The sequence below is a fragment of the Vibrio sp. Y51_MX_L26 genome (assembly GCF_024181935.1).
GTDB classification, from domain to species: Bacteria; Pseudomonadota; Gammaproteobacteria; order Enterobacterales; family Vibrionaceae; genus Vibrio; species Vibrio diabolicus.
In genome coordinates, this window is the sequence record NZ_JAMZAS010000001.1 from 903,795 (window position 1) to 918,395 (window position 14,601).

Annotated in this window: 11 protein-coding genes; 3 read left to right on the forward strand and 8 right to left on the reverse strand. The window is 46.5% G+C overall.

Translation table 11 applies throughout. From position 1 onward, the window contains the following. The first annotated feature begins 340 nt into the window (after positions 1-340). Positions 341-2,575, forward strand: coding sequence for a hypothetical protein (locus NL645_RS03825; protein ID WP_253651231.1), 2,235 nt, complete (start codon positions 341-343; stop codon positions 2,573-2,575). A 141-nt stretch (positions 2,576-2,716) separates the two neighbouring features. After that, positions 2,717-3,712 (forward strand): ABC transporter substrate-binding protein, encoded by a 996-nt coding sequence (locus NL645_RS03830; RefSeq protein WP_145535292.1) that lies wholly within the window; start codon positions 2,717-2,719, stop codon positions 3,710-3,712. Positions 3,713-3,794: 82 nt separating this feature from the next. Here NL645_RS03830 and NL645_RS03835 read toward each other — a convergent pair whose 3' ends face one another. From NL645_RS03835 to NL645_RS03865, 7 genes are all read right to left on the reverse strand, one after another. Then, positions 3,795-4,172, reverse strand: coding sequence for a nuclear transport factor 2 family protein (locus NL645_RS03835; protein WP_048625191.1), 378 nt, complete (start codon positions 4,170-4,172; stop codon positions 3,795-3,797). A 144-nt stretch (positions 4,173-4,316) separates the two neighbouring features. Next, positions 4,317-5,048: a DUF3726 domain-containing protein gene (locus NL645_RS03840; protein ID WP_047009283.1), complete on the reverse strand. Its 732-nt coding sequence runs from the start codon at positions 5,046-5,048 to the stop codon at positions 4,317-4,319. Continuing rightward, entirely contained in the window at positions 5,045-6,781 is a 1,737-nt protein-coding gene (locus NL645_RS03845) for a hypothetical protein (protein ID WP_006742453.1), read from the reverse strand. The genes NL645_RS03840 and NL645_RS03845 overlap by 4 nt, the downstream gene beginning before the upstream one ends. A gap of 101 nt (positions 6,782-6,882) precedes the next feature. Beyond that, positions 6,883-8,484 (reverse strand): BCCT family transporter, encoded by a 1,602-nt coding sequence (locus NL645_RS03850; protein ID WP_253651232.1) that lies wholly within the window; start codon positions 8,482-8,484, stop codon positions 6,883-6,885. A gap of 109 nt (positions 8,485-8,593) precedes the next feature. Continuing rightward, entirely contained in the window at positions 8,594-9,583 is a 990-nt protein-coding gene (locus tag NL645_RS03855) for a membrane dipeptidase (protein ID WP_253651233.1), read from the reverse strand. Between the two features lie 69 nt (positions 9,584-9,652). Further along, positions 9,653-11,113, reverse strand: coding sequence for an aldehyde dehydrogenase family protein (locus tag NL645_RS03860; protein WP_139059843.1), 1,461 nt, complete (start codon positions 11,111-11,113; stop codon positions 9,653-9,655). Between the two features lie 72 nt (positions 11,114-11,185). After that, the gene (locus tag NL645_RS03865; protein ID WP_005375789.1) at positions 11,186-11,584 is read right to left on the reverse strand and encodes a RidA family protein; all 399 of its coding nucleotides are present in this window, start codon (positions 11,582-11,584) and stop codon (positions 11,186-11,188) included. Positions 11,585-11,739: 155 nt separating this feature from the next. Between NL645_RS03865 and NL645_RS03870 the strand changes: the two genes are divergently transcribed. Further along, a complete protein-coding gene (locus tag NL645_RS03870) occupies positions 11,740-12,630 on the forward strand; it encodes a LysR family transcriptional regulator (protein ID WP_139059842.1) in 891 nt (296 codons plus the stop codon). Between the two features lie 105 nt (positions 12,631-12,735). Here the strand turns inward: NL645_RS03870 and NL645_RS03875 are convergent, their stop codons facing one another. Beyond that, the gene (locus tag NL645_RS03875; RefSeq protein WP_253651234.1) at positions 12,736-14,121 is read right to left on the reverse strand and encodes an FAD-binding oxidoreductase; all 1,386 of its coding nucleotides are present in this window, start codon (positions 14,119-14,121) and stop codon (positions 12,736-12,738) included. Positions 14,122-14,601: the final 480 nt, after the last annotated feature.

The window sequence follows — 14,601 nt, forward strand, 5'->3', positions numbered from 1 at the left end:
GTTAATTTTTTGTATGATCTGCAACCACCAAGACAGAGTATCTGACTGGTTTGAAGAGTTAGTTTTAACTGAATTTGTTGAAAAAAACCCAACAACATGGTGACGACCGAAACAAGGTTAAAATGGTGGTTATTTTTGTGCTGACGTGTAGAGGAAGTTTTGAGTCTATGAGGATGATCTATTCCAAGTACACCCGCTCATTTTTGCACAGCATCCCCTGTTAGTTTTCCTGTAAAGTCCTCTATGGCAGGGTCCTGATTACGACTTCGCGAATGGACTATAATTTCTTTTTGTATCTGACTCTTAATTTGAGTCATCTAAGTATTAATGGGATAACTCCATGTTGAAGTCGCATTGTTTTTCTCTCGTTACACTCATTTCTTTGAGCTTGCTTTCTGTACCCAACGTTTGGAGTAGAACAGCAATCGTGTTACCTGGGTTGCATGAACAGGGTATTGATCTTCAAGATAAGCCTATCTCTGCTGCCGCTGCACTTGAATGGGAGTTGGATAATGCCGATATCGTGTTTGGAGCTTACGAAAATAAGAGTGATAACGAGCGTGTAAAAGCGCTTGGTTACATGTACAACCAAAAGCTGGAACTTAACTCAGGTTGGCTGGAAAACGATATACGTAACCAAGCAGAAATAAATAACATCGATTATGAGGACTTTTTTCTTCATTTTTCGGAAGACACTATCCTAGCTGAAGTCGACTCAAGCCATGGTGAAAATACCTTACTCAATCGAAAACCGATGATTGTTGGTTATACGGCTAGTGCTGACCACGCCGGTTTTTGGCTATATCAACCACCGCCATGGGATGCTGATGTATTCGGTCAGGCGAATAATGGTGGTGCCCTCTATGTTTATCACTCAGAGAAGTTCGACCGCTTAACCCTTACGTTTTCCCAGTTTGCTCAAGGTGGCAACTTCATAATTGAATACCCTTCTGCCATCGATTCATTCGGTCTGGTAACAGAATGGAAAAGCTTCGCAATTAAAAAAGACAAGACTGAGAACATGACTAAAAACCAAACGGTAAACTGGTCTGTTCCTTCGGATTGGGTTCGCGCTACGACACACGATGGTAGCGGACAAACCTATGGTGGCGGTCAGTATTTTGGGTCCACTTTTTTACGCGACGGCGGCCGCCTTTACGTTGCGAAAATTACTTGGCATGACGACAACATAGAAAACCGCCCACGCCTCGAAAACATTCAACTCAAAGATAGCTTCCCTGTCGTCAATGTCTTAGGAGCACCAACGGAGACACCTGAAGGTCAAACCATTCAGCGCTGGCGACAAATTCGAGGTTTTGACGAATCAGCTGATCGAAACCAAGATAATTATCTTTCTTGGCAAGAGTTCAAGAACCGCTCAAATAAGAATGCAACAGCACGATTTCGTTGGGAGTCACGCGTTATTCCATTTGGTCGCATGTGGAATCAAACCTCTTCTTGGGCATTGACTAATCTCGGCAATCCCGATTTTGCCAATACAATGCGCCACTATTATCAAGCTGAATGGGCAAAACAAGGTTTAAACGGTGCGTACAACGACGATACGAATAAGTTACTCGGAGAAAATCAGTTCTACGTTTATTCCGGTGGTACGGTGGATGAGCTTGGTTTGGTGGCGGGAAGCCAAGCCGCTGATGATGCATACAAAGCGCAATTCTCGGCGTTCTTAAACAAATTGGCGACGCTGGATGCGGATGCGTTAATTGGCCTCAACATAGGCACGGCCAACTTATTCGGTCGTAACGGCCAAAACCACTTGGTTGGTGCTGGCTCCTTGTACTTGCGCGAGCATTACCTTTTCCCTTCTACCGGCTTTAGTGGCTATGCTGGCTTGGCTAAGTTTTGGGACAACTCTTCTCTCGCCAAAGTTGACCAGAAAGTGATTTATCAAGCAACAACGCGTTATGGTCGCGTTCAATACTTTGGTAACACAGAAAACAATTGGAAGCAGGACCAATATTCTGCACTAGCGGTGTTCTACTTAAACTATCACCCTGAGCGCAGTTACTTTAATCAGTGGAACAATGGCTACTTATATGGAAGTAATAACACAACAGGTGATAACTTCTGGAAGGCAGGCGTACCAAAGAATATTGCTTATCAACCTAGCACCTTGCTTGCCGTTGATTTAGGTACACCAGCCAATCAAATCCCAGATGGGTATCAGGCGACTCCGCTAATGATGTCCACCAGCACGCCCTATTCCGCCGATTACACGGTGATTGGAGATGCTTCTATGAGCAAAGTGGCTCATCCTGACTTGCCTAATGGCGCTATCGATTTGTTACCAACCCATACGTACTTTGCGTATCGCTCAGAAGATACGGTAGTGATGCATGGCCCTACGGAGATGGTGTTAGCCCGCGAATTCACCAAAGGCCGAGTGCTGTATCGGACTGATTTCTTTGGCAAGAATATCGATTATTTCTCCTCACCGAAGATAACTATCGCACTTCCAGAACCTATGCGACCTGTAGATCAAGACGGTAACATCGGCGACTATGTTTCTCACATTGAGATCGGCGGCTACGAAGGGGTGTTCTTGCTGTATTAACTCCCTTTCAAACACTCTCACTCAACGCTTCATAAATCGCCGTTTTTATGCTTAACGTCACTGAAAAAACCTTGTTCACTGAATCTTTGTAAACCGATGTATATACTGAAGCAAATGACAACGACAAGGAAATTCAGTCACATGAAGACGACACCTTCAATGCTCTCTGTTCTGCTGCTATCAGCATTATCAACTCATGCAAATGCGGATGAATGTGGAAAAATAACAATCGCGGATATGAATTGGAATTCGGCAAGCTTAATGGCGCACATCGACCAATTTGTCTTAAATGAAGGCTACCAGTGCGATGCGGAATTGATCCCTGGTGATAGCGTTCCTACAGGCACCTCTATGATTGAAAAGGGACAACCTGACGTTGCGCCAGAGTTATGGACAAACGGTATTAAAGAAGCACTTGATAAAGGGATTGCGGATAAACGCTTGCGCATCGCTGGTGAGTCGCTTGTCAATGGTGGTGAAGAAGGGTTTTGGGTTCCTGCCTATCTGGTAAAACAGTATCCAGAGCTCGCGACGATAGAAGGCGTCATTAAACACGCCAAGCTGTTTGAACACCCTGAGGATGATGACAAGTTCGCCTTTTATAGCTGCCCTGCTGGTTGGACATGCCAAATCACCTCCGGTCACTTGTTTAATGCATTAGGGTTAAGTGAGCACGGCTTTGAGATGGTTGACCCAGGCTCTGGCGCAGCATTAGCTGGCACCATCGCCAAAGCCTATGATCGCAAAATGCCTTGGTTTGGTTACTACTGGTCACCAACACCCGTATTGGGCAAGTATGATATGGTCAAAGTGGATTTTGGTAGCGGAACAGATTTGGAAGAGTATCGCAACTGTACCACCCAGCCCGATTGTGCTTCACCAAAAGTAACAATGTACCCACCTTCTCCAGTTCGCACGGTAACAACTGAGGCATTTGCGAACAAAGAACCCCAAGCATTCGCGTACTTGCAGAAACGCGGATTTACCAACGAGCAAATGAGTGAAATGCTGGCCTGGATGGAAGATAACTACGCAGATGGTGAAGAAGCGATGTTTTACTTCTTTAATACCTACCCTGACTTATGGAAAGGTTGGGTATCTGAAGACGTAGCGATGAAGATCGAAAAAGCGCTCTAGTGATTGACGTCTAACTCGTACCAAATAATTTGGCCTCCCATACCGTTTGAATAAATAGTATTGGAGGCTAATCAACGGTTCGTTAATACATGGTGTGACCATTCAGTGTTTCTTTAGGAATCTCTTGCAGAGCGTCCCAATGTTCGACGATTTTCCCATTATGATCAAAACGAAAGAAATCCATCGTCACGTATTCAATATCATTAGGCCATGTTTGGTGAGTGTGTAGTGCCACCAAATTCCCCTCAGCAATGGCTCGCACAAACGTAATGTCTTTATTGGGATACTCGTTTTGCATCCGCTCAAAATACTCGATAAAAGCCTCGGGGCCATTTCCAACTAATGGATTGTGCTGAATGTACTCATCGCCAACGTAGTCTTCAACTGCCTTTTTTGGATTACCTCGATAGGCGGTTTCGTAAAACGCAATGGCATTTCTTTTGTTCTCTTGCAGGTCCATTTTTCTTCCCTATGTCGCTCTACTTGGTATTTAACGATAATCATAGCCTTAGAACCTAAGAAGTGACCGAACATCGCGCACAAAAAAGGCCGCTAAACCGCAGCCTTCATCACTTGAAACTTGGAATCACTGTCCCTTCAGAGCTTAAACCACACCACCAGCGCCCTGCATGGAACGCTCACTGTTCTCCACCAGCAACGCGGTTGCGGTTTGTTTCAGTGTTTCCCACTCTTGGTCTTCGACAAAAATACCATTTTGCCAAGAGGCTTGTTGCGTGTTGCTTAACTCATCGCCTTCAATGTGAATGGTGTATCCTTGTGCGCTTTTCTCGATATCGAAATCGTTCACAGAGAGTTCGATAACCATACTATGCAAATCCGTATCATGTCCATCAAACTGATCCGAGAAAAAGACTTCTGGCGCGATTCGTCCACGATTTAACACATAAAGCGTTCGTTTTGGACTAGAGCCATTGACCCATTGTGCACGGCACGCAATGCCTTTTGCAGAGAGCTTCAACAACTCACTAAAACCTAGCCAACGGTTATGACACTGTTTCAACGTGATAGTAATCGACTTACTGTTGATCATTTTCTCAAGTGCGAAATCCAACACGGCGGGTAAGTGGCACGCCACACTGCCATTGTGCAAATCCATCTCGATACTCGCTGACGTGTTGTTGGTCACCGATACGGCGCAGTCCGAATCTAACCCAAGAAACAGGCTGGCGTTATTAAAGTGACGCACCCCGTGCAAGCCAACCATTTGCAAGTCCGCCACCATGTTCGCAATGACATCCGCCTCACCACAGTGACGGCGCATGCCAAGAAATGCCTTATTAACCGCGGCCACCAATTCGTTGTGAGAGACGATCATAATGCAAATCCTCCGTTGATTTTTAGATTGTCACTTTGCGCAATTTCTTCTCGTTCCGGCATGCTTGGGAAAATCCATGTGTCCGCCAGTTTTGGATCGTGAATTTCATCTAACAGCGGCGCACCTTGGAAGAAAGTTACTCGAACCCAACGATCCGAGCGCGGATCAAACTTAGTCGCACCAAAGATCGCCAACTTACAGCGCAATAAGTGCATTGGCAGTGCATCTTGGCGCAGCACGTTCATTTGAATATCACCCATTGCTCGGTTACCTAACGTCCATACACGACGTGTGATCGAACGATAAGTCGGGTTCTGCAACAAAAACTCCGCTACGGACATTTCTTCATCACAACCAAGCAAGGCGTGGTACAAGCGATTCACTTGTCTGCCGATATCAAGCGGCAATTCTTTTTCTTCTCCTGCCTCTTCCCCACGAACACCAAGCCTTGGCTCTTCTTTGTCTTGTGAGCGATACCAGAACCAGTAGTTGTTCTCGGCTAGTGAGTAATCCGCATTAATCGCCCAGCGGTATTTGCTTTGCAGCACCTCAAGTAAGTCATGGATCTTTTTCCCGCCCGGAATCGATAACGTTTCATCCGTATTCATTTGGCTGGCAAATTCGTCCACCAAAGATGGGTAGAGTTCAATCAAGCAAGAGGTGAGGATTTCTTGGGCTTCCACACTCATTGTTTTCTTATGCTCGACCAAACTCGCCCAGTTCGGATGTGATGCCATTAACGTTGTTAGCTCCGATAGCAGTTGTTTGATGTCTGCTATCGCTTGATGATTGAGCCTGTCTTGATGTTCATTGATGGTGATGACTTGCTCTAAATGACGCTGTGCTTTTTGAAGCAATCCTTGCAAAGGAGCATGGAACGACGCTTCACACGGCATCGCAAAGACTCGCGCTACCGCACGTTCGCGAGAGGTCATCCATTGGTCAACGATGCACGGGTGATTAATCAAGTATGGAGCCATGCCCAAGCCAGTCGCATTGCCGACACCAAGGTAGCGCTGCAAGCCACGATGCAAAGCCACCGCGTTGTCGCCTCCTTGCTGAAGTGCCAGGTAGTGCACCCAATCCAGGCTGAATTCACGCAACATATATACGGCACACATTTGCGCACTAAAAGACTGGCTGAAATCTGGGTTATTCTCTAACAGTTTGAAATCGGCGATACCAAACTTTCCGTTACCATACACAGCAGTGGTACGAAGGATATACCCCACTTCCGCCAACTCTTTTGGCTCGGGCTGCTTGCCTTGAGAAAGAGCGCTAACAATGTGCTCAAACACGCGCACGCTTTTGTTTGCGCGAGCCAGAACAAGTACGTTGTTTGGATTACGTCCCGCTTCTTGCAGCGGTACATTTGCTCGCAATCTTTCCAACAAAGTAACATCAACATCGCCTTGAACCAGTGCGAATGTGACGTCCCACTTTTCAGCAATGACGCGGTCATTACGCTCGTCATCAGCAATTTCATCACAGAACACCACCAAATGATAAACGTGCTCTAGCGTGGTCAATTTGTAAATAACGTGACCATAACCACGCGGACAAAGTTGCCACTCATGCTTGGTTACTTGCCAATTTTGGCTTGCCATATTACGAATCAGACTACGAACAAAGCTGATTCGGTTTTGGTGCATTGCGCCAAGCCTTTCGGCTGCCATGACAATCGCTGCATCGCGCATAGTTGCTTCCGTATAAGTAGAACGATGTGCATCCATTTTGCTCACCACCTATTTGTTATTGTAAGAATACTAGGGTTTGTGCGGATGCAGGAGGAAAACACCCGCACAAGCTCCACGTTGTTTGAATTAGATAATTGTTAAAGCCCTTGCTCTTTCGCCATTTTGATTGCGATTTGCGGCGCATTCCAAAGTGATGGCAACAAAATCAGCGACACCGGAACCGCGGTTATCACAATGAAAGATTGCAGTGCAGAGATGCCACCAGAGCCAAGAGAAATCAGAATCAGTGCCGTGACACCCATCATTACCCCCCAAAAGGTACGAATGATCGCGTTTGGCTCCGTTTCACCACTTATCACGACACTGATGGTGTATGTCATAGAGTCGCCCGTCGTCACGATGAAGATCGTGGTTAGAATCAGAAATAGGATCGAAGTCAACATCGGCATTGGCAGTTGTTGAGTAACTGCAAGCAAAGCTCCTGGTAGGTTGAAGCCTTCGAATGCCGTACTCACACTACCTGGGTCTGCAATTTCAAACGCAAGACCAGAACCACCAACAATTGTGAACCAAAAGCATGTTGTTAGCGGAGCCACAATACTGATTGTTGAAATGACTTGGCGGATAGTGCGACCACGAGAGATTCGAGCAATGAAGATTGCCATCATTGGCCCGTAACCAAGGAACCAGCCCCAGAAAAACACCGTCCACCAACTTAACCAACCTTCATCACCGCGGTACGTCGCCATCGGGATGAAGTTGTCCAACATCGTTCCTACCCCTTGAATGTATCCGTTAAAGATAAAGTTCGTAGGGCCAAAAAACAGAATGTAAACCATCAACGCCATAGCCAGAATTACGTTGTAACGGCTGAGCAGTTGCATGCCTCGGTTTAAGCCACTAAGAGCCGACAGGGTGTAGAGCGCAATCGCAAACAAAATGATAATAAGCTGAGTAGTAAAGCCATCAGGAATCTCAAATAGAGCATTTAACGCGTAGCTAACCTGCAATCCCAGAAACCCGATTGGCCCTATGGTGCCAGCCGCCACGGCGATTATGCAGCACGCATCAATCAACGCCCCGACTTGCCCTTTAAGCGCTCGTTCACCCAATACTGGGTAAAGCAAAATACGCGGCTTCAATTGTAAGCCTTTGTCATAATGCAAGTGCATCACCACAATTGAAGTTAAGCTGCCCACAATCGCCCAAGCCAAGAAGCCCCAGTGCATAAAAGATTGCGACAACGCATTTACCGCTCCTTGTTGCGGGTTATCTTGCGCACCATACAAAGGTGGCGGGCTAACATAGTGAGCGATAGGCTCAGCCGCAGCCCAGAAAACACCACCGCCAGCAAGTAAGGTGCAGAATATAATTGCCATCCAACGGAAAGAGTCCATTTCTGGCTTTGCCATTCCACCCAACTTCACCTTGCCTGTTCGCCCTGCTGCTAACCCAAGACCAATAAGAAAAGTGAGAAGAAGTAGTAACTGCCAATAAGGACCAAACACTTGCACTGCCCAGCCAAACCCGGCGTTAACGAGCGTTGATAACAGTTCACCATCATAAAGAGCGATAGCGACGAACAGCGCGATAAAGCCACCGCTATACCAAAACGCAGGGTTATTCAGCCCTAATTTATCCGTCGTATTTTCCGCAGTTGGTGTGTTGTATTTTGCTTTTGACTTGCCCGATGACACGCTCATCGTGGAAGCTTTCATGCTATTGGTTAAATCAGACATACTCTGGCTCCAGAGGTTCTTTGCAGCTGTCAAAGACTGGCCACAAATGTGAGTTTTACGCCTGCCGTATTGTTGTTATTTTGACAGGCGGTTCCTAATTTGGGGAATGCTATGAAATAGGCTCTAATCCTTCTTTGAGGAAGTGGAACCAGTTTTCACCCAATATTTTTCCTGCCTCAGATTCACTAAATCCGTGACGCATTAATCCGTTGTAGATGTTCTCCATTCCTGCACTGCCGCAGAACCATGGCAGCGCATCTGGCCAGCCCGAGTTGCTTGCTGAACCTTCACCGTAGTCCATCGCTTTTGACCAACGGCCGTTGCGCATCCATTCCAATACCTGTTGCGGTTGGTTTAAACACAGATCGCTACCGATGCCTAAATGGTCGACGCCAAACATGTCAGCGGTTTTCGCTACCATCTGGCAGAAATCATCCAAGGAGCATTGGCTGCCATTTGGTAAATGGAACGGGTATAAGCTAAATCCAATCAAACCACCGCGTTCAGTCAGCGCTTTAATCACCGTATTGGATTTATTACGCAGTGCGTCATGCGCAAACGTCGGGTTGGCGTGGCTGATACAAATTGGACGCGAAGAAAGGTCGATGGCTTCAAGTGTTGAGCGTTCCGCACTGTGGGACATATCAATGATCATCCCGACTCGGTTCATCTCTTCAATCGCTTGCTTACCAAAGCGAGTTACGCCGGAATCGTTTTGTTCGTAACAACCTGTCGCCAGTAAGCTTTGGTTGTTGTAGGTCAGTTGCATGATCAGCAGACCTTGGCGGCGCATCACTTCAATCAAGCCAATTTCATCATCAATTGGTGAGCAATTTTGCGCGCCGAAGAAGATGCCGACTTTGCCTTCTGCTTTGGCTTTTTCTACATCTGCCATTGAATAAATAGGCATGATGAGGTCCGCATTTTGCTCGAAGCGCAAGTTCCACTCAGCAAAACGCGTTAAGGTTTCGCGCGCAGTTTCGTGGTAGACGATGGTGGCATGAACGGCGGTAATGCCACTCGCCTTAAGCGTTTGGAAATACTCTCGATCCCAATTGCAGTACTGCAATCCGTCAATCACAATCCGTTGTTGGTACATAACCACTCCTTAAACAATTTCTTAGCCTTTCAGTGCGGGTAACTGACACCATCAGCTACCCTGCTGTTCTTAGTAAGGGCGCTGATAAGCGGTTTTCACCACGGTGTAGAACTCTTTGGCGTACTGGCCTTGCTCACGAGGGCCAAAGCTAGATTCTTTACGGCCACCAAATGGGACGTGATAATCTGTACCCGCAGTTGGCAAGTTAACCATGACGCAGCCCGTTTGGACTTGCTGTTTAAAGATCGCACTATTGCGCAAGCTTTGCGTGATAATGCCGCCTGTCAGGCCAAAGCGCGTATCGTTCGCGACTGCAATTGCCTCATCCAGATCAGAAACGCGAATCACGCTTGCCATTGGTGCAAAGACTTCTTCTTGGTTCACTTCCCAGCTGTTTTGTGTGTTCAAGAACAGGGTTGGTGACATGTAGTAACCGTCATGCTCTAGGCTCAGGCGCTCGCCACCGAAAGCCAGCTCTGCGCCTGCTTGGCGTGCGTTTTCAATCCACTCAAAGTTCGCATTCAGCTGGTTACCATCAACAACAGGGCCCATGAATACGCCCTCTTCCAGTGCGTGACCCACTTTAAGTTCGCTCATGCGTTTGATTAGCGCTTCAACATACGCGTCGTGAATTCCGTCCATAACCACAAGACGAGAAGACGCGGTACATTTTTGACCAGCACCCGAGAATGAGCCTGCGATTGTGGCTTCAACGGCAATTTGAATGTCTGCATCATCTGCCACTACGAGCGCGTTTTTACTGCCCATCTCTAGCTGACAACGCACAAAGTTTGGTGCCGTAGCCGCTGCAACTTTACGGCCAGTGTCCACAGAACCAGTGAAGCTCACGCCGTTCACGTCTTTCGAATTGATAAGGGTATTACCAACTTGCGAACCGCTACCCAAAACGAGGTTAAACGTGCCAGCAGGTAAACCTTGGCGATGGATAATCTCAGTCAGCGCAACGGCACTTGCTGGAGTTAGGTTGGCAGGCTTCCAGACGACACTGTTGCCAAACGCAAGTGCTGGCGCGATTTTCCAAGCCGCTGTTGCTGTTGGGAAGTTCCAAGGAGAGATAATGGCGATAACGCCGACGGCTTCGCGAGTAACTTCAACGGAGACACCTGGACGGACGGAAGCAGCGTTATCGCCAATTTGACGCAGTACCTCAGCAGCAAAGTATTGGAAGAATTGGCCAGCACGGTAAATCTCACCTCGACCTTCAGCAAATGGTTTACCTTCTTCACGCGAAAGCAAGGTGCCCAATTCGTCACATCGTGCAATGAGCTCATCACCAATCGCTTGCAGCACTGCCTGTTTTCGCTCGATTGGTGTACTTTCCCACTCTGGCTGCGCTGATTTAGCCGCTTGAATCGCTTGCTCTACTTGCGACACACTCGCTTGTGCGAAATCACCAATGTTTTCGCTGATATCAGAAGGGTTAATATTGGCGATGGTGTCCATGCCCGATTGCCATTCACCTGCTATATAGAGGGATTTTTCTGCTTGAACATTGTTAATAAAAGTCATGGTTCTTTCCTTGTTCTTCCGATTTGTGATGGCAAGCCACCCACTCACTGATCTCAATTATTCTTGTTGGATTTATTCTGGTTGGCTTGCCGACGCATAGACGACAAACTCCACCAACATTTCTTCTCGTGCTAACCCTGCAACCACCATGGCGGCGCGATTTGGGTACGGCGCTTCAAAATATTCCGCGTACACTTGGTTAACAGTTTTTAAGTATTCTCTGTCGGTCACGTAAATCAGGACCTGCAATACAGAGTCCAAAGACTCCCCTGCACACTCCAGGGTGTGAATGAGATTGTTAAAGGTTTGACGTGTTTGTGCTTCGATACCGCCTTCCACAACCGCACCTGTGTCATCAATAGGAATTTGAGCCGTATACAGGGTTCCGTTGTTGACTATCGCCCATTCAAGCGGCGCTTTAGAAGCAAATAGACTGGTTTTAACTGGGTGTTTTTTAGTAGGAGTATTCACGTGCCTTTCAACCTTTGTAACAGTTTTGTTTTAATATGGTTAAATGATGCACATTGACAGGCGATAAATCTAACGGTAAATTTTTTACATTTGATAAATAAAACTTATCACCTCATTGAGAATAACGTAAATAAAGGGATTAAGAGGTATTAGGGATGAGTATTAAGCTTCAACAATTAATGCATTTTGTGATGGTAGTCGAGGAAGGTGGGTTTCGAGCCGCTTCACATCGTGCAAATCGATCTCAGGCTGCGCTCTCCACGTCGATAAAAGAGCTAGAGAAAATGCTAGGACAAACGCTGTTTGAGCCCGGCAACAAAACCAAATTAACGCCTTTTGGTGAGATTTGTTTGCCCAAGGTGGTTCAGTTTCTCAATATCTACAGTGCGCTGGACAACGATCTCAAAGCTGCCGCGGCCGGACAGCAAGGGAGAGTGCGAATTGCGAGCGTTCCTTCTGTTGCAGCGAAACTCATCCCGAGCGTGTTGGGTGCCTTTTGCGAGCAGTATCCAAATGTAGAAGTAAGCTTGATCGATGATAACGCGGCGGGCGTCGAGGCTCGCTTACTCTCTGGTGAAGTCGACTTGGCGCTCGGTAACCCCTCTCACCTTGATGAGGGCGGTATTGACTTTACGCCGCTGCTATCTGATCCAATTGGTGTGGTGTGTTTAAAAGATAACCCTATTGCCAATCAAACAGAGGGAATCGAGTGGCAAACCTTGCTCGAACAACCTTTTATTCGTAACGGCACCTGTACGCTTCTCGATCCAACCCCAGCCAGAGCACTGAGTGAGCAAGCGCTCTATTCGGTCGAGAATATCACTTCGCTGTTTTCTGTCTTAGAACTTGGGATTGGTGTCACGACCCTACCGAAGCTTGCTTTCCCAACCAATGAAACACGCTTGGTTTGGATCCCGCTTATCGATCCACCGCTTGAAAGGCAAATTGGTATCTTTACGTTGACCGACCGCACGATCTCGCCTCAAGCAAAAGCGTTTCATGATTTGTGTGTACGTTATCTAAACTATCAAGATGAAGAGACGTAGTTCGAAGGTTTTAGCTAACAGTGGCTCCATTAGATTTTAGAGCCACTGTTATTTGATATTAAGTGACAGATCCGGTCATATGAAATGACGACGCTCTTATTGCACTTATTCTGGCTTGATATTCTGATTCATTCTGAACAAGTTATTTGGATCAAACTTCTTCTTCACTGCTTGTAAACGCGCAAAGGTTGGACCGTAGGCAGACTCTGTACGTTCAGCTTCGTCTTGTGTAAGGAAATTGATATACGCTCCGCCACTTGCATAGGGCTTAGTCTTGGCAAAAAATTCCCTTGCCCAGCTGATGCAAGCTTCATCATCTTCTGCTAAATCCCATCTTCCATGCACATTTAATACATAGTTTGCATCACGGCTAGAATAAGCCATAGACTCGGGCTCAGGTCTAGAGGCAGCGCAGCCAAGAGAGGCGATAAAAATCTCACACTGAGGCGATGGTAACTTACCTGCGTATTCTATCGCTGCATCAATCACACCTTCGCTTAGCGAGTTAAAATTGTGCGATTTCCAATAGTTACGTGCGCCCGGAGTAAGCAATGGATCAAACGCTTGCTGCCACGCCGCAAATGGCTGTACACCAACATGCTCACCATGTGCATCACCAAACTCTCTCAACGGTGCAATTAACTTCTCACCTTCAGCCGGGTCACCCGCATAACATATCGCGAGTACAACCACTTCTTTACCGTGAACGCTTTCAGGTAAGAATGGGAGTGGCGGCGCTTTCCGACTCACCATCCAGACACTTAGGTCATCAGGGGCCGACTCAGTGAATTTCGCAAACTGGGTGATAATGGATTTCGCTTGCTCAAATGGAAAGACAATGAGACCACTAAACACCTCTGGACCGACAGGATGTAGCTGGAATTCAAAACGCGTAACGATACCAAAGTTACCGCCGCCCCCACGTAACGCCCAGAACAAATCGGCATTTTCTGTCTCATTCGCGAGCAGTTGACGACCATCTGCAGTTACGACATTTGCAGAGACCAAGTTGTCAATCGTCATACCATATTTTCGGCTCAACCAACCAAAACCACCACCAAGCGTTAACCCCGCAATTCCCGTGGTTGAATTAATGCCGACAGGCGTTGCTAATCCATATTTTTGTGTGGCCTCATCGACATCAGCCAACGTACAGCCAGGTTCAACGAAAGCCCTTCTTTCGCTTTCATCCACTTGAACATGATTCAAAAGCGACAAGTCGATCATCACACCATGATCGCAAACCGCATTGCCCGCAATATTATGCCCGCCACCTCGGACCGAAAGTAGCTGATTGTTATCCCGAGCAAAGTTAACCGCCATCACGACATCATCGGCAGACTTGCAGCGAGCGATAACACCGGGACTTCGATCTATCATGCCATTCCAGATTTGACGAACTTCGTCGTACGTAGGATCTCCGGGCAAAACAACATCACCCTGAAATTGATTTTTGAAGTGTTCAATGGTTGCATTTTCTAGACTATTCATATTAGTTGCCTCTCACGTTTTACATGAGGCTTGCAAAGCACAATGCAACGACAAGCTAATACAAGTCCCTCACAATTAAACGTGACGTTTGAGTAGCTATTTTCAGCAAATAAACAAGGCCCCACAGTAACGATACCGTAGGGTCACAAATTCCCTTACTCTCTTGGGTTCGATAAAGCTGAAACACAGTTATAAAAATCAGATAGTTATAGCAATGATACCGCACCTCAAAGCACCTTCTGTATTCTTTACCCTGCGTGACACTCGCACCTAATTATTAATAAGTTCATTGTAAGTTTAGAATGCAATTTAGTTTCAGATATGAAACTTTGTCTTATAATTAATATTTTTAATAATTAATTATATTACCTTTATTTATCAATTAAATAGGATTATAAAAATATTTCGGACTGCGAATAGTGAATAGCCGTTAGAGGCAGTGATATTGAACTAAATTGAATAGCCTTCTTAGTGTTTTAG